The organism is Acidovorax sp. 62 (assembly GCF_002754495.1).
Classification (GTDB): Bacteria; Pseudomonadota; Gammaproteobacteria; order Burkholderiales; family Burkholderiaceae_C; genus Acidovorax.
In genome coordinates this window covers 3,171,500-3,190,706 of record NZ_PEFJ01000001.1, presented here as the reverse complement: position 1 = coordinate 3,190,706, position 19,207 = coordinate 3,171,500, and the positions used below count along the sequence as shown (strand labels likewise).

Below are 19,207 nucleotides of genomic sequence, written 5' to 3'. Positions count from 1 at the left end.
CGCAAGTTGTAGCTGCAGCTCGGGCGGAGACCCCGCACAAGCTGAGATGCCACTCCTCCTGATGGACTAAAAGCAAACAAGGAAACCTCATGCAAAAGACGAATCGTTTGGCACTGGCTGTGCTGGCTCTCCTGGGCACCACCACCGCTGCTTTCGCTCAAAGCAGCGTTACGCTGTATGGCCGTGTGAACACCACGGTGGAACGCCAAGAAGTGGGCGATGCCAAGACCACTGGCCTGTTCAACAACTCCTCGCGTTTCGGCTTCAAGGGTTCTGAAGACCTGGGTGGCGGCCTGAAGGCTGGCTTCCAACTGGAAAGCGGCTTCAACTCTGACACTGGCGCTTCCGCCACTACTTTCTTCGGCCGTCAAAGCGAAGTGAACCTGTCCGGCGGCTTCGGTGCCGTGCGTCTGGGCCGTTTCACTGCTGAGTCCTACTACGCCACTGCTGACTACGTCAGCATGCACAACCATGACACCGGTTCGTCGTCCGATGCGTTCTACGCTTACGTGATGCCCGATGCCAACAAGATCGCTTACCGCACTCCCACTTTCGGTGGCCTGACCATTGACGCCGCTGTGGCTTTGCACGAGCAGCCTACCGGCAAGGCTGGCAAGAACGCTTTTGATCTGGCTGCCAACTACAACCTGGGTGCTCTGGCCCTGGGCGCTGGCTACTCCAAGCAAGGCGACGTGAACCAATTCGCAGCCCGCGCTCTGTACACCTTCGGTGCTTTCACCGTTGGCGGCTACATTCAGCGTGACGAAGACGCTTACGTCCTGAACGGCGGCAAGCGCAACACCTTCCGTCTGGCTGGTGCTTACAACCTGGGCGCTTCCGAATTCCACGTGAACGTGGGCCGCGCTGGTGAGTACAAGAACCTGAACGACAGCGACGCTACCCAATACACTCTGGGCTACAACTACAACCTGAGCAAGCGCACCAAGGTGTACGGTTACTACACCCACGTGAACAACAGCCGCAACGCTGCTTACCAATCTGGCGTGGCTGGTGCTGACTTCAGCTCCGTGGCCGTTGGTATCCGCCACAACTTCTAATTGGGCTTCAATGCTGGCAGCCTAGGTTGCCAGTCTTGGCTTGATAGAGAAAAAGCCTCGCATCCTTTGGGATGCGAGGCTTTTTTGCTTTGGGGCCTAGCAACGGAGGTGATGGTGGGTGGCAAGCCGGACCGCTGGGGAGGTTATCTTGCCCATCCCCGCCAACCTGCTGCGCTGTTTGCCGTGTTCTGCCGAGTTTCCAGGAGGGCGGGGGTTTTGGGTCTGTATGGCGTGGATGTGCGAGATGAGCATCTACTCCAGTGAGTTCTGGCAATCGCCATCTCTTGCCGGAACATCTGTTTCAGCCGCCTCTGAAGGTGTCGATCTGTTGGACACTTGAGGTACCTGCTGGCCTTTCCCAAGGGCTTTGGCAGGCGCTGCCATCCCCACGGAGGGCTTAGTGTGGAGAGACCGCGCGCCCTCGCCTGCGGACTGGCTTCAGAAGGAATTTGGGGAGATGAGGGCGGGCACACTGTGGGTGCTGCCCTATGCCTATGCCCCCTGCGCGTTGGCAGGGGGCTCTTGACGGGCTGTTGCCGCCCTTGATGAGTGAGTTTGGCGGGAGCCTGGCGGCGGCTGCTTCGCAGCGCCTGAAGTACCGCCAGGCCCGGCAATCGCTCAGTGGCCCGATGCGCCGGAGGCGCCCAGCCCGGTTTCCGAGCGCACTTGCTGCGCAGGGAAGGCGGCCCGTTCGCGTTGGGCGTTCGCGCTGCGGTCAAGCAGCGAGAAGATCCAGATGCCCGCGAAACCAATGGCCATGGAGAACAAGGCGGGCGAGGTATAGGGGAACAGTGCGCTGCCTTTGGGGTTGCCCAGCACCGCTTCCCACACAGAGGGTGATACCACCGTGAGGCCCACGGAGGAGACCAGCCCCATGAAGCCACCGATCACAGCGCCCTTGGTCGTGCAGTCCTTCCACAGCACGCTCATGAAGAGCACCGGGAAGTTGGCCGATGCGGCAATGGCAAAGGCCAAAGACACCATGAACGCGATGTTCTGCTTTTCGAACACGATGCCCAGCACCACGGCCACAAGGCCCAGCGCCAGCGTGGTGATGCGGGATACGCGCAGTTCGGCGGCGCTATCGGCCTTGCCTTTCTTGAACACCGTGGCGTACAGGTCGTGCGACACCGCAGAGGCGCCCGACAGTGTCAACCCTGCCACCACCGCCAGGATGGTGGCAAAGGCCACGGCAGAGATGAAGCCGTAGAAAACGTCGCCACCCACCGACTTGGCCACCAGCACGGCGGCCATGTTGGCGGTGCCTGCGCCGCCTTTGATGACGCCCGTGACGGTGTCTGCAAACTCAGGGTTGGTGAGCACCAGTGTGATGGCGCCGAAGCCGATGATGAAGATCAGCACATAGAAGTAGCCGATCCAGGTGGTGGCCCAGAACACGCTCTTGCGGGCTTCCTTCGCATCAGGCACAGTAAAGAAGCGCATCAGAATGTGGGGCAGGCCGGCCGTGCCGAACATCAGTGCCATGCCGAAGCTGATCGCGGAGATGGGGTCTTTGATAAAGCCACCGGGGCCCATGATCGCCAGGCCGATCTTGGCGGCTTCTTCGGCAGGCTTGCCAGAGTTGGTGGCAATTGCGGTCTTCACCGCAACGCCCTTGGCAAACAGCGCTTCGGGACTGAAGCCAAACTGCGCCATGACCATGAAGGCCATGAAGGTCACCCCGGCCAGCAGCAGGCAGGCCTTGATGATCTGCACCCAGGTGGTGGCTGTCATGCCGCCAAAGAGCACATACACCATCATCAGTCCACCGACCAGCACCACGGCGATCCAGTAGTCCAGGCCAAACAGCAGCTTGATCAGCTGGCCTGCGCCCACCATTTGGGCGATCAGGTAGAACGCCACCACCACCAGCGTGCCGCTGGCGGCAAACGCACGGATGGGGGTTTGCTGAAAGCGATAACCCGCTACGTCGGCAAAGGTGAACTTGCCCAGGTTGCGCAGCCGCTCGGCCATAAGGAAGGTGATGACGGGCCAGCCTACCAGAAAGCCGATCGAGTAGATCAGGCCGTCGTAGCCCGACGCCATCACCGCCGCAGAGATGCCCAGGAACGATGCGGCCGACATGTAGTCGCCTGCAATAGCTAAGCCATTTTGGAAGCCGGTGATGCCGCCGCCGCCGGTGTAGAAATCAGCCGCCGAGCGGGTTTTGGCTGCGGCCCATTTGGTAATCCAGAGCGTGCCCGCCACGAACAGACCGAACATGATGATGGCGGTCCAGTTGGTGGACTGCTTGGCCGCTTCACCCACATCTCCACCGGCTGCATGGGCCAGAGGGACGAAGGCCAGCGCGGCGAGGGCTGCCGCAGTGGCAGCGAAGTTTTGCGTTTTCATCGTGCGGCGTCCTTGAGGATGGCTTGGGTCAATGCGTCATAGCGCCCATTGGCGCGGCGCACGTAGATGCCGGTGATGACGATGGTGAACACGATGACGCCAAAGCCCAGGGGGACCCCCAGCGTGGTGACACCGTTACCGATGGGCTGCGCGAGGAAGGGCTTGTTGAAGGCGATCAGTGCGATGTACCCGTAATAAACGAAAAGCATCAATGCGGTAAGCAGCCAACCAAAACGGTTGCGCTCGCGCTTGAGCTCCAGGTACTTCGGGTGGCTCTGAATTCTTTCTGCCACGGGGTCGGTCATGTTCATCTCCATAGGTTTCGGGATCTTCTGCAGCGCCATGCGAATGCCGCTACATGCCGAGAACGATTCTGAAAACGGGGACTGACCGCCCACTTACGCAGGGCGCGCGTTGGTCTAGGGGTTTGTCCTTGGCAGGGTTCCCCCGTAGGGGCGGGGTACGGATTTACCCCAACGCCTTGCGTCGCCCATTGGACAGAGTCCGGCGTTTTCACTCGAAAAAACGCCGATTTCTCGCATGAAGAAAAACGCCATAAGGGTTGGCACTGATCCAGGCTTCCTGCGCCGGAGAATTGTTTTTTGGGCCGGAAACAGGTGTGTGACCTTGTCAGTTTTCGGTCAGATAACGGCTTGATATTGCGCCTCACGGAGCGGCGAGGCTGTTTGGTGTATTGCCTTTTACGCATCCGAAAAAACCTATACAGGAGACACACACCATGGCAACAACCCATCCCGCACCGCGGCCGATGTCGCCCGAAGAGAGGAAAGTCATCTTCGCGTCGTCACTCGGTACCGTCTTTGAGTGGTACGACTTTTATCTATACGGCTCGCTGGCCGCCATCATTGCCAAGCAGTTCTTCAGCGGGCTGGATGCGGGCTCTGCCTTCATCTTTGCCCTGCTGGCGTTTGCGGCGGGCTTCATTGTTCGCCCCTTTGGTGCCATCTTCTTTGGCCGCCTGGGCGACATGATTGGCCGCAAGTACACCTTCCTGGTCACCATCTTGATCATGGGTTTGTCCACGTTCATCGTGGGCATCTTGCCCACGTATGCGTCGATCGGTGTGGCCGCTCCGGTCATCCTGATCATCCTGCGCTTGCTGCAAGGCTTGGCGCTGGGGGGGGAGTACGGCGGTGCAGCCACCTATGTGGCCGAGCACGCACCGCACGGCAAGCGCGGCGCCTACACAGCCTGGATCCAGACCACTGCCACACTGGGCCTGTTCCTGTCGCTGATGGTGATTCTGGGCACCCGCACCGTTCTGGGTGAAGAGGCCTTTGCCGACTGGGGCTGGCGTGTTCCGTTCATCGTGTCGATCCTGCTTTTGGCGATCTCGGTGTGGATTCGCCTGTCGATGAACGAATCGCCTGCCTTCCAGAAGATGAAGGCCGAAGGCAAGACCTCCAAGGCCCCGCTGACCGAGTCCTTCGGCCAGTGGAAGAACCTGAAGATCGTGATCCTGGCACTCGTGGGCTTGACCGCTGGCCAGGCCGTGGTGTGGTACTCGGGCCAGTTCTATGCGCTGTTCTTCCTGACGCAAGCGCTGAAGGTCGATGGTGCCACTGCCAACATCTTTGTGGCCGTGTCGTTGCTGATTGGCACGCCGTTCTTCATCGTGTTCGGTTCGCTGTCGGACAAGATTGGCCGCAAGCCCATCATCCTGGCAGGCTGCCTGCTGGCCGCGCTGACGTACTTCCCTGTGTTCGGCGCCCTCACCAAGGCAGCCAACCCTGCCCTGGCTGAAGCCCAGGCCAAGAACCAGGTGATCGTGACCGCTGATCCCAAGGAATGCTCGTTCCAGTTCAACCCCACTGGCACCTCCAAGTTCACCAGCTCGTGCGACATCGCCAAGCAGGTGCTGGCTGGCGCTTCGGTGAGCTATGAGAACGCCGTGGGCGCCGCTGGCACCCCCGCCTCCATCAAGATCGGTGAAACCGTCATTGCCTCGTACACCAGCAAGGGCCTGCCCGCTGATGAAGCCAAGAAGAAGGACGGCGAGTTCAAGAAGGCCGTGGCCGATGCGCTCAAGGCCGCTGGCTACCCAACCAAGGCCGACCCTGCACGCATCGACAAGGTCATGGTCACCGTGATCCTGACCTATCTGGTGCTGCTGGTGACCATGGTGTACGGCCCTATCGCCGCCATGTTGGTGGAAATGTTCCCCACCCGCATCCGCTACACGTCCATGTCCTTGCCGTACCACATCGGTAATGGCTGGTTCGGCGGCTTGCTGCCCACCACGGCGTTTGCCATCGTGGCCCAGACCGGCAACATGTACAACGGCCTGTGGTACCCCATCATCATCGCCGGTGCGACGGTGGTGATCGGTGGCCTGTTCATCAAGGAAACCAAGGACGTGGACATCTACGCCAACGACTGAGCCAGGCGCTGATGCGCTGATGTGCTGAGTACAGGGCCTGCTGCACGCAGGCCCTGTGTTGAATCAAGAGGCTTCGGGTGTCCGCGCCACCGATCTGGGTGGCTGTGCTCTGCCTGAGGCCTCTTCGTTGAACAACCCCATCTCAGGAGATACGTATGTGGAAGATTGCCGTTGGTTTTGCTCTGTTCGCGGCGCTGTCGATTTTTGTGATCATCAAGGCCGGGGATAAGGCCGACATGGGCGGTGAAAAGCACGGGGCTGATGCCGTGCACGCCCCCGAGCCCGCCGCAGCCGCCAGCACCCCCGCCCCGGCCGCCAGTGCGCCTTGATGCGACCCGGTAGGGCAGTCTGCGCTGCTCGCATCACTCGCGTCACCTAATGAAAAGGCCCGCGTCCTTCAAGGACGCGGGCCTTTTCATTGGGCTGCTGCCATTCTTGTGGGTCAGCGTTTGAATTTGCCGTCGGCGCCAATGATGGCCAGGTCCGCAAAATCCAGCCCTGAATGGTCGGTGGCGCTGTAAGACAACTCCAGCCCACCCAGGTCCAGCTTCTTGATGCTCTCCAGGCCCGCCTGCAGCTTGGCCCGGTCAGGCTTGGGGCCTGCGCGCTTGATGCCTTCGACCAGGACCTTGGCGCTGACAAAGCCCTCCAGCATGGCCGGGGTGAGGTCCGCAATGTTCTTGGCCTTGGCCAAGTCCATGGCTTCCTTCACCAGCGGGTAGTTGAGCGAACGCTCTGACGGCAGCACCTGGGTGACCACAACCCCCCGTGCACTGTCGCCCAGCGCCTTGATGAAGCCGCCCGAGGCGTTGTTGGACAAGGTCACGATCTGCCCGGTAACGCCCGCGCCGCGCAGCGCCTTGATGCCATCCACCACCGCAGCCCCGGTGCCCACAAACACCACGGCTTGGGGCTGCTTTTGCGCCACGCGCGGTGCCAGTGCCGTGAAGTCGGGTTTGGTGCGGTCGAACTTCTCCACAAACAGGGCTTCCAGCTGATTGGCCTTGAAGCCCGACATGGCGCCCGCAAGGGCGTCCGAGCCGAAGGTGTCGTCCACGTGCACCACGCCAATGCGCTTGATGCCCAAGGTGTTCAGGTGGGATATCGCCTTTTCCACCTCGTGCTGGTAGGGCGCGCGCACGTTGAACACGTACTTGTGCACAGGCTTGTGCAGTGCAATGGCCCCGGTTGATGGGCCCACCAGGGGCACGCCATGCTGCTCCAGCAGCGGCAAGATGCCCTGCGTGTGGGGGGTGCCCCGGGTCATGAACAGACCCAGCACACCCTTTTGCTCGATCAGCACCCGTGCGTTGTCCAGCGTCAGCTTGGTGTCGAATTTGTCGTCGAGCGTCAGCAGCTCAATCTTCTGCCCGCCCACGCCACCCTTGGCGTTGACATGGTCCAGGTACAGCGAAGCACCTTGGGATGCCTCTTGCACGGTGGCAGCGGCCGAGCCGGTGACCCCCACCGTCTGCCCAATCAGGATCTGGGCCTGGCAAGTGCCCCAGGCCAGCAGGGCCAGCGCCAGGCTAGTGCGCAACCACGGAAGGGATGGTTTCATGGGGATGTCTCCTTTGTCTTTTCTGCGGGTGCCCGCAGTGTATTTACAAATGGTGACACCAACCTCCCATAGGGGTTTGGGCTGTCAGCAAGCCGCCAGCCTGGGGTGAGGGTCTGTTAACGATTCCCTGCGGAATCGTCGACGAGCCCTCCATTCAGCGTCGGAACTTGCCGTCCGTACCGACGATGGAAAGATCGGCAAAGCCCAGCCCCGTATGGTCGTCAGGGCCGTAGGTGACTTCCAGCCCGCCCAGGTCGAACTTGCGCAGGCTCTCCAGCGCCACTTGCACTTTTTCGCGGGTGGGCTTGGGGCCGGCGCGTTTCAGGCCTTCCACCAGCACCTTGGCTGCTGCAAAGCCTTCCAGCATGGCCGGACTGATGTCGCCCAGGCCCTTGGCACGCGCCAGCTCCTGTGCCTCCTTCACCATGGGGTAGGTCACTGCGCGCTCATTGGGGTAGACCTGGGTCACGATCACGCCCCGTGCATTGGCCCCCAGGCTTTTGACAAAGCCCGCCGAGGCATTGTTGGACAGCGTCACGATCTGCGCGGCAGAGCCTGCGGCGCGAATGGCGTTGTTGGCATCCACCACGGCAGAACCCGATGCAATGATCAAGACCGCTTGCGCGTCGGCTTTGGCGAGCTTGGCCGCAATGGGCGTGAACTCTGGCTTGGCCCGGTCGAACTTCTCTTGCAGCACGGGGGTGATCTTGGCGGCGACCAGGCCCTTTTGTGCACCGGCAAGGCCATCGGCGCCAAAGCTGTCATCGGCATAGACCACGCCGATGCGAGAGATGCCCATGGAGGCCAAGTGGGTCATGGCCTTTTCGGCCTCACGCTGATACGTGGCGCGCACATTGAAGACATATTTGCGCACGGGCTGGTGCAGCACCATGGCGCCGGTGGAGGGCGCCACCAACGGCACGCCATGCTTGTCGAGCAGCGGAATGATGGCCTCGGTGTGCGGTGTGCCCCGGTTCAGAAACAGTGCCAGCACGTTGTTTTCTTCGATCAACTTGCGGGCGTTATCGGCCGCAAGTTTGGGGTCAAACTTGTCGTCCAGCGCCACCACCTCGATCTTTTGTCCATTGACACCGCCTTTGGCGTTGACGCTGTCCAGGTAAAGCTTGGCACCGTCTGAGGTTTCCTTCACGCCAGCCGCCACCTGGCCGGTGAACCCAGCGGTTTGCCCGATCAAGAGTTGGGCATTTGCAGCGCCCAGCGCCGCGCACAGGGCCACGGCAGCCCCGCATTGTTTCCATGCACGCATGGTTGTCTCCTTGTGTTTCTTTGTTGCCGGTACTTTAACGGACTCTTGTAACCAACTGAAAGCGCCCTTGCTGGGCGCACTGGTTTGCGCCGGTACTGTTTTTGGGGTCTCGTGCTGCTGCCATGGCGTTGTCAGCAGGGGCTGCCTAGAATGTTTCGCCTCACTCCCCAACGTCCACCTACAAAGCACTCCATGACCCAGGGAACCATCCGCATCCGTGGCGCACGCCAGCACAACCTCAAGAACCTGGACCTGGACATCCGCACCGGCGAGTTGACGGTGGTCACCGGCCCCAGCGGCTCGGGCAAATCCAGTCTGGTGTTCGACACGCTCTACGCCGAGGGCCAGCGCCGGTATGTGGAAACTTTCAGTGCTTATGCGCGCCAGTTCCTCGACCGCATGGACAAGCCCGCCGTGGACAAGGTCGAAGGCGTACCCCCGGCCATTGCCATCGACCAAACCAACCCGGTGCGCTCCAGCCGTTCCACCGTGGGCACGATGACGGAGCTAAACGACCACCTGAAGCTGCTGTTCGCACGCGCGGGCCAGTTGTTCGACAAGCAGACGGCACAGCAGGTGCGTCACGACACGCCCGAGACCATTTATGCGGAGCTACAGCAGCGCAGCGCCGCAGCGGGCGACCCGCGCATCGTGCTGACGTTCCCCGTGGAGTTGCCTGCGAACACCAGCGCAGAGCAGGTCGAGCAATGGCTGTCTGCCAGTGGCTTCACCAAGGTGCAGGCCGAGCGCGAAGTGGGCACGCCCACCGGCCCGCGCAAGGTGTTGGATGTGGTGGCGGACCGGTTCCGGCTGGGCAATGCCGAGAAGGTGCGTGTAATCGAGGCGATAGAGGTGGCACTGAAGCGCGGCACGGGGCGCTTAAATGTCTACCGCCTGGTGGACGAGGGTGAGCCGGAACTCTGGCGCTTTTCAACAGGCCTGCACTGCCCCGACAGCGACCTGCGCTACAGCGACCCCATCCCCTCGGCCTTCTCGTTCAACTCCGCCGTGGGTGCGTGCGACAGCTGCAGGGGCTTTGGCCGCGTGATTGGGGTGGACTACGGCCTGGTCATCCCCAACGACAAGCTCACGCTGCGCGCCGGTGCCATCAAAACCATCCAGACCCCCGCGTGGAAAGAGGCGCAGGACGACCTCATGCGCCACGCCGAAACAGCGGGCATTCCGCGCGACACGCCCTGGTACAAGCTCACGGACGACCAGAAGAAATGGGTCATTGGTGGCGCGCCCGGCTACAAGGACGGGCAGTGGAGCAAGCAGTGGTACGGCATCAAGCGCTTTTTTGAATACCTGGAAAGCAAGGCCTACAAGATGCACATCCGCGTGCTCTTGTCCAAGTACCGCAGCTACACGCCGTGCCCCACCTGTGCGGGCGCGCGGCTCAAGACCGAAAGCCTGCTCTGGCGCATCGGTCGCAAGGAAGACGCCGATGCGGTGCTGGAGCCTGGCAAACGGTTCATGCCCGATGGGGTGCAATGGTCGCGCGAGCAGCTCGAGGCGCTGCCCGGCCTGTGCCTGCATGACCTGATGCTGCTGCCTATTGACCGTCTGCGAAGGTTCTTTGATCGCATGCAGTTGCCGGTAGGCGACGATGCCAAAGGCGGCGATGCGCAAGCGCTCAAATTGCTGCACGAAGAAATCACCACGCGCCTCAGATACCTGTGCGACGTGGGCATTGGCTACCTCACGCTGGACCGCCAAAGCCGCACGCTCAGCGGCGGCGAGGTGCAGCGCATCAACCTGACCACGGCCCTCGGCACCAGCCTGGTCAACACGCTGTTTGTGCTGGACGAACCCAGCATCGGCCTGCACCCGCGCGACATGCACCGCATCACCGAGGCCATGCTGCGCCTGCGCGATGCGGGCAACACCCTGGTGGTGGTGGAGCACGACCCGGCCGTGATGCTTGCGGCCGACCGCATGATCGACATGGGCCCCGGCCCCGGACGCCTGGGCGGGCAGATCGTTTTTGACGGCACCACGGCCGATTTGCGCCAGGCCGATACGCTCACCGGTGCTTACCTGGGCGGCCGCAAGCAGGTGGGCTTCGGCTTCAAGCGCATGGTGACCGAATCCACCCCGCGCCTCATCCTGGAAGGCGCGCGCGAGCACAACCTGCAGAACGTGTCGGTCGAGTTTCCGCTGCAGCGCCTGGTCACCGTCACCGGCGTGAGCGGCTCGGGCAAGTCGAGCCTGATCCAGGACGTGCTGGCCCCCGCGCTGCTGCGCCACTTCGGCAAGGCCACGGATGCGCCGGGCGCGCACGACCGCATGCTGGGCGCCGACCACCTGTCGGACGTGGTGTTTGTGGACCAGTCGCCCATCGGCAAGACCGCGCGCTCCAACCCCGTGAGCTATGTGGGTGCATGGGACAGCATCCGCGAACTCTTTGCCGTGGCGCCGCTGTCCAAGCAGCGCAGCTACACCGCCGCCAAGTTCAGCTTCAACAGCGGCGATGGACGCTGCCCCACCTGCGGCGGCTCGGGCTTTGAGCATGTGGAGATGCAGTTCCTGTCGGACGTGTACCTGCGCTGCCCCGACTGCGATGGCAAGCGCTACCGGCCCGAGATTCTGGAAATCACCATCGAACGCGGCGGCCGCAGCCTCAACGTGGCGGACGTGCTCGCCCTCACGGTGGCCGAGGCAGCCGACCTGTTTGCGGGCGACCGCGATGTGATCCGCGCGCTGCAGCCCATCGTCGATGTGGGGCTCGAATACGTGGCGCTGGGCCAGCCCGTGCCCACGCTCAGCGGCGGCGAGGCGCAGCGCCTCAAGCTCGCGGGCTTCCTGGCCGAGGCCGCGCGCAGCGCGTCCAAATCGCGCCAGGCGGTGGCGCGCAAGGGCACGCTGTTTTTGTTCGACGAGCCCACCACCGGCCTGCACTTTGACGACATCGCCAAGCTCATGCGCGCGTTGCGCAAGCTCATCGATGCGGGGCACTCGCTCATCGTCATCGAGCACAACCTGGACGTGATCCGCGCCAGCGACTGGCTTATCGACCTGGGGCCGGAAGGCGGCTACGCAGGCGGCCTCGTCGTGGCCGAGGGCACGCCCGAGGACGTGCGCCAGCACGCCACCTCGCACACCGGCCTGGCACTGCGCGACTATGAGTTGACGCTGGGCATTGGCGGTCACTCGGTGCACGAAAAGGCCGCAGCGCTACGAAAAAGAGAGCTGGTAGCGCTTGATGGTAAAGCGCTCGAGGCCAAAAATGCCATACAAATCGTCAACGCCAAAGAGCACAACCTCAAGAACCTGAGCGTGGACATTCCGCGCGGCAAGTTCAACGTGGTCACCGGCGTAAGCGGCTCGGGCAAGTCCACGCTGGCGTTCGACATCCTGTTCAACGAAGGCCAGCGCCGCTACCTCGAATCGCTCAACGCCTACGCACGCAGCATCGTGCAACCGGCCGGTCGGCCCGAGGTGGATGCGGTGTACGGCATCCCGCCCACCGTGGCCATTGAGCAGCGCCTCTCGCGCGGCGGGCGCAAGTCCACCGTGGGCACCACCACCGAGGTATGGCACTTCTTGCGCCTGCTGTACGTCAAGCTCGGCACGCAGCATTGCGTGAAAGACGGCGCCGCCGTGCAGCCGCAGACGCCCGAGAGCATCGCCGCGCAGCTGCTCACGCAGTTCCGCGGCCAGCACATCGGCCTGCTCGCGCCGCTGGTGATGAACCGCAAGGGCGTGTACACCGAGCTGGCCGACTGGGCGCGTCCGCGCGGCTACACGCACCTGCGGGTGGATGGCAACTTCTTGCCCACCACCAATTTCCCGCGCATCGACCGCTTCAAGGAACACACCATCGAGCTGCCTGTGGCCAGCCTCGATGTGTCGCCCGAGAACGAAGCCGCACTGCGCACCGCATTAGCCGACGCGCTCACGCATGGCAAGGGCGTGGTGCATGTGCTCAGCAGCATCGGCACGCTGGCGGAGGCCATGCAAAGCGGCGCTGCCACAGCGGGCATTGGCCACCTGCAAGCGTTCTCGACCAAGCGCGCCTGCCCCGTGTGTGCCACCAGCTATGCCGAGTTGGACCCGCGCCTGTTCAGCTACAACAGCAAACACGGCTGGTGCCCCGACTGCGTGGGCACAGGCGTCAAGCTCACCAAGGACCAGCGCAAGGTGTTTGACGACTCGGTGCAGGACGACAAGGAAAAAGGCCGCGAGCAGACCTTTGCCGAGCCCGAGGTGGAAGACTTGGCAGACACCGCCTGTCCTAGCTGCAGTGGCACGCGGCTAAACGCCACAGCAAGAGCGGTCCGATTTGCCGGTGTAGGCATCACCGATATCGCGGCCCTCTCAGTGACCGATGTGCGCCGCTGGATCGAGACCCTGCGCATCGAAGGTGGAATGACCCAGCGCGAGGCCGACATCGCCCGCGACCTGGTGCCCGAGATCCAGTGCCGCCTCGAATTTTTGGAAGAAGTGGGCCTGGGCTACCTCACGCTGGACCGGGGGGCGCCCACGCTCAGCGGCGGCGAGGCGCAGCGCATCCGTCTGGCCGCGCAGCTGGGCAGCAACCTGCAGGGCGTGTGCTACGTGCTCGACGAGCCCACCATTGGCCTGCACGCACGCGACAACCAGATCCTGCTCAATGCCCTGCACAAGCTGGGCGACAAGGGCAACACGCTGGTGGTGGTGGAGCACGACGAGGACACCATCCGCCGCGCGGACCACATCATCGACATCGGCCCGAGTGCGGGCAAACGCGGTGGGCGCCTGGTGGCGCAGGGCAGCGTGGCCGACATCACGGGGGCCGAAGACTCGCAGACCGGCCGCTACCTGCTGCACGCGATGAAGCACCCGCTGCAACTGCGCCGCAGCATGTCGGCCAGCGAGGTCAGTGCCGAAGCGACGGCTGCCTACGCCCGGGTCGAAGCCGCAGCGCCCACCGGCCGGCAAAGCGCTGCCGTCAAGAAGCGCGCAGCCCAGGCCGCATCGCTGGCGGCTGACGCGTTGACCGAGGCCAAGGAACGCGCGGCCATGCGCTGGCTCACCGTGCATGGAGCGCGGCTGCACAACCTGCAGAACGTGACCGCTACGGTGCCGCTGCACCGCCTGGTGGCGGTGACGGGGGTGAGTGGCTCGGGCAAGTCCACCCTGGCGCGCGATGTGTTGCTGGCCAATGTGCAGGCCTGGGTGCAACAGCGCAGTACCAAGGCCGGGCGCGATGCCATGGATGCAGGCAAGGCGCCGCCGCTGGTGGGTTGCACAGGCCTGTCGGGCTTCGAGAGCATCGACCGCGTGCTCGAAGTGGACCAGACGCCCATCGGCAAAACGCCGCGCTCCTGCCCCGCGACCTACATCGGCTTCTGGGACACCATCCGCAAGCTGTTTGCCGAGACGCTGGAGGCCAAGGCCCGTGGCTACGCGGCCGGGCGCTTCAGCTTCAACACCGGCGAAGGCCGCTGCCCCAGCTGCGAAGGCGCGGGCGTGCGCACCATCGAGATGAGCTTCTTGCCCGATGTGAAGGTGCCGTGCGAAACCTGCCACGGCGCGCGCTTCAACCCCGAAACGCTGGCCGTGACCTGGCGCGGCAAGAGCATCGGCGATGTGCTGCAGATGGAGGTGGACGAGGCCGTGGGCTTCTTCGCCACCATGCCCAGCATTGCGCACCCACTGCAGCTCCTGCAGGACGTGGGCCTCGGCTACCTCACACTGGGCCAGCCGTCGCCCACGCTGAGTGGTGGCGAGGCCCAGCGCATCAAGCTCGTGACAGAGCTGACCAAGGTGCGCGACGAGGTGGGCCGACGGGGCCAGAAGGCGCCGCACACACTGTATGTGCTGGACGAACCCACCGTGGGCCTGCACATGGCCGACGTGGACAAGCTCATCCGCGTGCTGCACCGCCTGGTGGATGGCGGCCACAGCGTGATCGTGATCGAGCACGACCTGGATGTGATCGCCGAGGCCGACTGGATTCTGGACCTGGGGCCGGAGGGCGGCAACGCGGGCGGGCGCATTGTGGCTGCAGCAACACCTGAGGACGTGGTGGCTGCGGGCACGCACACCGGCAAGGCGCTGGCGGCGGTGTTGGCGCGCTGAGCCTGCGCTTCACGGGCCACCGGTCGCGTTCTGGCCGATGGCCGTACGGCAGAGTGCTGCACGTTGTGGATGGGGCGCGCACAACCGTGCTGCCCGATGTCCTACGCGCGGCGCTGAACATGGCGCACGCGCTGTGTGGTGTTGGATTCCTACGATGGGTTTCAGGGGCTTTGTCCCTGTTTCCATCCACTTTCGAGGATATCCAGCACCATGAACTCTCTCATCAAAACCTGTACCGCTGTTGCTGCAGCTTCTGTGTTGTTGGTCGCCTGTGGCGGTGGCAATGACGACGACCCGACGCCCAGCAATGAGCCTGGGGTGCTCACCGTGACTGAATCCACGGTGGATGGCCTCAACGGGGTCTACGGCAACGGGGCCTTGAATCTGACGGACGTCGAGCGCTCCAACCCCATTGGTTCCACGCCCGAGCTGTGCGCCTTCCGCTTTGATGGTGCCAACAAGGTGGGTTCGTCGGCCACTGCGTTTGGCGACTTGCGCTACCGCAGCAATACCGAGGCACTGTACGTGGCGTACCTCACCTTTGCCGGCCGTGAATTTGCCAGTGGCGACGCCATTGACACGGCGGTGGTTCGCAGCCTTGACCGTGTGGAGCTGACGCGCAAGGTGCTCACGGCCACCGATGGGTCCGGGGCCACGGTGCGTGTCAGCGGCATTGTGCCCATGCGCCCTAACCGACCTGCGGGTTGTTGATGCTGCCCCCGCCCTGCGCGCCAGCGGGGCCCCTCTGCAAGACTGAGATACTCGGGTTTTGACCGCCGCTGGATCTGCGGCGGCAGAACAATCTCAGGGGGTGGGGATGCAGGTGAAGCAAGTGAAGCCTTGGCTGGCAGTGGCGGGTGCTGGCGTGGTGCTGGCGGGTTTGGCCGCAGGAATCTGGTTTGGTGGGGTGCAGCAGCATGTGGCAGGTGCGCAGCCCTTGAGCGGTGGTGCAGGGCAGCCCGCAATGGCCAGTGCCGTGGGGCGAGGGGATGCGGACAGCGCGCAGCGCGATCAGGCCATGGTGCCGCTGCGCGAGGTGCTGGCGAACTACCGCAAGATCATCGTGCTGCTGGCCGATGAGGCCAAGCTGGGGGCGGCGGAGAAAGCCGCCGCCAACCAGGCGGGCATGGCGCTGTTCCATGCCAACATTGCCAAAGCCAAAGAGCTGGTGGCGTTGCTGGAAGAGGGGCCATTGGCCGCACCGCGTGTGCGGCTGCAGGTGCTGCCCGCGCTGCTCGACTATGTGGAGAGCGACCCGGAACTGTTTGACGCCGACCGGCTGGCCTTTCGCGAGGTGTTGCGCCAGTGGCAGGCCACCATGGCACGCGACGGCACTTTGCCCGCCATCAAGCTGCACAAGCGCATTGGCGAAGACCTGGATGCGCTGGCCGAGATCGAGCGCAACTACGAAAAAGAAATCCGTGAGGTCTTTGGCCGCTTTGAAAGCCGGGGCATCACCTTGAAGCGCGAGCGCTGGGACGACTACGTGGCCCAGTTGCAGCGCCTGTACCCGCGCGAGGCCATCCTGCGCGACCATGGTGTGGTGTTGCCATACCCCGAGCCCGCCGCTGCGTCAGGGGCCAGCGATAAGGGCAAAGGCAAGGCCAAGACCACTGAAGGCGCGGAGTTCTCGGGCCGCGACTTGCCCCCCAAGACCATCGTTCTGACCTTTGACGACGGCCCGCACGGCACTTACACGCCCGAGATCGCGGCCATCCTCAAGCAGTACGACGTGCCGGGCGTTTTCTTCCAGGTGGGCAGCAACCTGGGCACCGTGGGGGCCGACGGCAAGCCGCATTTGAATGCGCGAGCCCAGGTCAGCAAGCAGCTGCAGGCGGCGGGCCATGTGCTGGCCAACCACAGCCTCACGCATGCGCAGTTGTCCAAGCGCAGTGGCGATGCGCTGCGTGATGAAATCCTGGTGACGGACAAGCTGCTGACCTCGGTGGACGAGCGCCGCTCCGTGCTGTTCCGCTTTCCGTACGGCGCGCGCAACGCCGAGGGCATGGACATCCTGAGCGCGGCGCACCTGCGCTCAGTCATGTGGAATGTGGACTCGCTGGATTGGGCCGACCCGGTGCCTGCATCGATTGCGCAGCGCGTGCTGTCGACGCTGGAGAAGGAGGGCAGGGGCATCATCCTGTTCCACGACATCCACGAGCGCACCGTGAAGGCGTTGCCCGGCATCCTGTCCAAGTTGGTGGCCGATGGCTACCAGTTCGCCACCTGGGATGGCAAAGCCTTTGCGGTGCCCAAGGGCGCGCAAGCCGCTGCTGCTGCGGCTCCGGGCCCCGCTGCTGCGGCGGGTGGCTACAGCCAGTCGTGGGCGATTGTGGTGGGCATTGACGAATACGCCCGCTGGCCGCGCCTGCAGTACGCCGTGCGCGATGCACGCTCGGTGCGTGAGACGCTGATCCAGAAGTTCGGCTTTGCGGCCGAGCGCATCGTCACGCTGGAGAACAAGGAAGCCACGCGCACCAATATCCTGGCCGCCTTCCACGACAAGCTGGCCCATGGCGGCATGCAGAAGAACGATCGCCTGTTCGTCTTCTTCGCCGGACACGGTGCCACGCGCAAGCTCACCTCGGGGCGTGACCTGGGCTACATCATCCCGGTTGATTCCGACCCACAGCAGTTTGCGACCGACGCCATTCCCATGAGCGAGCTGCAGAACATTGCCGAGAGCGTGACCGCCAAGCACACGTTGTTTGTGATGGACGCCTGCTATAGCGGCCTGGGCCTGACGCGCGGGGGCGGCAATGGCAACTTCCTGCGCGACAACGCCAAGCGCGTGGGGCGTCAGATGCTGACGGCCGGTGGCGCCGACCAACTGGTGGCCGATGGCGGGCCCAACGGGCATTCAGTGTTCACCTGGGCGCTGCTGCAGGGCCTGGGCGGCAAGGGCGATTTGAACGGTGACGGCATCATCACCGCCACCGAGCTGGCCGCGTATGTGGCGCCTGCTGTGGCCTCAGCCTCCAGCCAGACGCCCGCGTTTGGCAGCCTGCCGGGCTCCGAAGGTGGCGACTTCGTGTTTGAGCTGCCCACCGAAACCGAGTTCTTGAGCGCGCAGAGCACCCAGCTGGGCAGCGAAGCGATTGCCATGAACACCAAGCTCGATGCGGGCAAGCCTGCCGCCGTGCCAGCGCCTCAGTCTGCCGCCTCTGGTGCCGCAGGCCCCGTGCCCAAGGTGGTGGCGCCCGTGGTGGTGAAGGACCTGCAAGGCAATGACCAGAAGATCACGCCCCCGCAGGCGGTGGCGTTGTCCAACCGCCAGTTGGCACAGCGCGCCAACGACCGGGGCCTGCAGCTCTACCGCGAAAAGCAGTACGAGCAGGCCGAGGCCCAGTTCACCGAAGCCCTCAAGCTCCGTCCCGACTTTGCGCTGGCCGCCAACAACCTGGGCTTCATCTACTACCGCCAGGACAAGTTTGTAGAGGCGGCGCGCTGGTTTGACAACGCCATCCGCATGGACCCCTCGCGCGCCGTGGCCTACCTGAACCTGGGCGAAGCCCATGAAAAGGCGGGGGATGCCGAGCGTGCCAACAAGGCTTATGCGACCTATCTGGAGCTGGCGCCCAAAGGCGCCGCTGCAGACAAGCTGCGGGAGCGCCTGGGGCAACGCTGAGGGGCCCCGGGCTGGGGCATCGGGCGCTGGGCGCCGTGTCCGGCGCTGTCCTACAGGCAGGTGGGTGGCTGTCTGATGTGGTCAGTGGGGCGCTGTGCCTACGATAGCCCCAGTGCCCAGCCCGCAGATCCCGTGGTCGGTGATGCAGGTTGTCAGCACGGGGTTACCCCTGGGACCGGTCGTTCTCTCCTCCCTCCCCTCTTTGACCGGTCTTTTTATCCCGCTCCCCCAGTTCCTGGGCGAGCGGGATTTTTTATTGCAAGGCATGCACAATCAAACGCTCACGCTGAAGTGCTTGCGCAGAATGGGGGATGGCTTCCCCCGGGCGCTTGCCTCCTCCGCTCTGACGGGCCCTGCACCATGCCCCCATTCCTTCACCGCCGCCACTTATCGCATTTCCCGTATTTCCGGTACTGCGGGCCGCAGCGTGCCGAGCCGTGCCCCAAAGCGGTGGGCCCAGGCCCCACACGGTGAGTGACATGGATACCCCGCAAGCGCCCGGTCCTCACCCTTCGCCCCCATCGGGGCAAGTGGTGTGGCTGCACCCCGCCGCGCCGCCCAAGCCTGCCGAGGGTGCGCCTTGCAACGGCTGCGGCCTGTGTTGCCTGGCCGAGCCCTGCCCGTTGGGCGTGCTGGTGTCACGCCGCCGCCATGGCGCCTGCGTGGCCCTGCGCTGGAGCGATGCTGACCAGCGCTACTGGTGCGGCATGGTGGCCGACCCGGCCAGCGTGACCGGCTGGCGCCACCCCTGGGTGGTGCGCGGCTTGTCGCGCCTGGCGCGGCGGTGGATTGCCTCGGGCGTGGGGTGCGATGCGCAACTGCGGGTGCAGCCCACATCTTCTGAGAAGTAGTTTGCTATTGAAATAATAGCTGC

At 63.8% G+C, this 19,207-nt stretch carries 11 protein-coding genes; 7 read left to right on the top strand and 4 right to left on the bottom strand.

The genetic code is table 11. The annotated features are described in order from the left end of the window. The first annotated feature begins 89 nt into the window (after window positions 1-89). A complete protein-coding gene (locus tag CLU86_RS14255) occupies window positions 90-1,058 on the top strand; it encodes a porin (protein WP_099742062.1) in 969 nt (322 codons plus the stop codon). Between the two features lie 618 nt (window positions 1,059-1,676). Here CLU86_RS14255 and CLU86_RS14250 read toward each other — a convergent pair. Both CLU86_RS14250 and CLU86_RS14245 read right to left on the bottom strand, forming a co-directional pair. Further along, window positions 1,677-3,410: a cation acetate symporter gene (locus CLU86_RS14250; RefSeq protein ID WP_099656706.1), complete on the bottom strand. Its 1,734-nt coding sequence runs from the start codon at window positions 3,408-3,410 to the stop codon at window positions 1,677-1,679. Then, on the bottom strand, window positions 3,407-3,715 hold the full coding sequence (locus CLU86_RS14245) for a DUF485 domain-containing protein (RefSeq protein WP_099658808.1): 309 nt from the start codon (window positions 3,713-3,715) through the stop codon (window positions 3,407-3,409). Before CLU86_RS14245 ends, CLU86_RS14250 begins: the two co-directional genes overlap by 4 nt. A gap of 434 nt (window positions 3,716-4,149) precedes the next feature. On the opposite strand from CLU86_RS14245, the gene CLU86_RS14240 reads away from it, so the two are divergent. Both CLU86_RS14240 and CLU86_RS22915 read left to right on the top strand, forming a co-directional pair. After that, a complete protein-coding gene (locus CLU86_RS14240) occupies window positions 4,150-5,811 on the top strand; it encodes an MFS transporter (RefSeq protein WP_099656705.1) in 1,662 nt (553 codons plus the stop codon). A gap of 155 nt (window positions 5,812-5,966) precedes the next feature. After that, on the top strand, window positions 5,967-6,140 hold the full coding sequence (locus tag CLU86_RS22915; RefSeq protein ID WP_162995897.1) for a hypothetical protein: 174 nt from the start codon (window positions 5,967-5,969) through the stop codon (window positions 6,138-6,140). A 113-nt stretch (window positions 6,141-6,253) separates the two neighbouring features. Here the strand turns inward: CLU86_RS22915 and CLU86_RS14235 are convergent, their stop codons facing one another. Together CLU86_RS14235 and CLU86_RS14230 are read right to left on the bottom strand one after the other, a co-directional pair. Continuing rightward, window positions 6,254-7,372, bottom strand: a complete 1,119-nt coding sequence (locus CLU86_RS14235) for an ABC transporter substrate-binding protein (protein ID WP_099742061.1) — start codon at window positions 7,370-7,372, stop codon at window positions 6,254-6,256. A 154-nt stretch (window positions 7,373-7,526) separates the two neighbouring features. Beyond that, window positions 7,527-8,639, bottom strand: coding sequence for an ABC transporter substrate-binding protein (locus CLU86_RS14230; RefSeq protein ID WP_099742060.1), 1,113 nt, complete (start codon window positions 8,637-8,639; stop codon window positions 7,527-7,529). Window positions 8,640-8,831: 192 nt separating this feature from the next. On the opposite strand from CLU86_RS14230, the gene uvrA reads away from it, so the two are divergent. The 4 genes from uvrA to CLU86_RS14210 all read left to right on the top strand — a co-directional run bounded on the left by uvrA (window position 8,832) and on the right by CLU86_RS14210 (window position 19,184). After that, window positions 8,832-14,705 (top strand): excinuclease ABC subunit UvrA, encoded by a 5,874-nt coding sequence (uvrA, locus tag CLU86_RS14225; protein ID WP_099742059.1) that lies wholly within the window; start codon window positions 8,832-8,834, stop codon window positions 14,703-14,705. A 210-nt stretch (window positions 14,706-14,915) separates the two neighbouring features. Further along, complete coding sequence (locus tag CLU86_RS14220; protein WP_099742058.1) at window positions 14,916-15,416, top strand: hypothetical protein; 501 nt, start codon at window positions 14,916-14,918, stop codon at window positions 15,414-15,416. A 106-nt stretch (window positions 15,417-15,522) separates the two neighbouring features. After that, entirely contained in the window at window positions 15,523-18,333 is a 2,811-nt protein-coding gene (locus CLU86_RS14215; protein WP_099742057.1) for a polysaccharide deacetylase family protein, read from the top strand. Window positions 18,334-18,812: 479 nt separating this feature from the next. Further along, complete coding sequence (locus CLU86_RS14210; RefSeq protein ID WP_099742056.1) at window positions 18,813-19,184, top strand: hypothetical protein; 372 nt, start codon at window positions 18,813-18,815, stop codon at window positions 19,182-19,184. Window positions 19,185-19,207 lie beyond the last annotated feature (23 nt).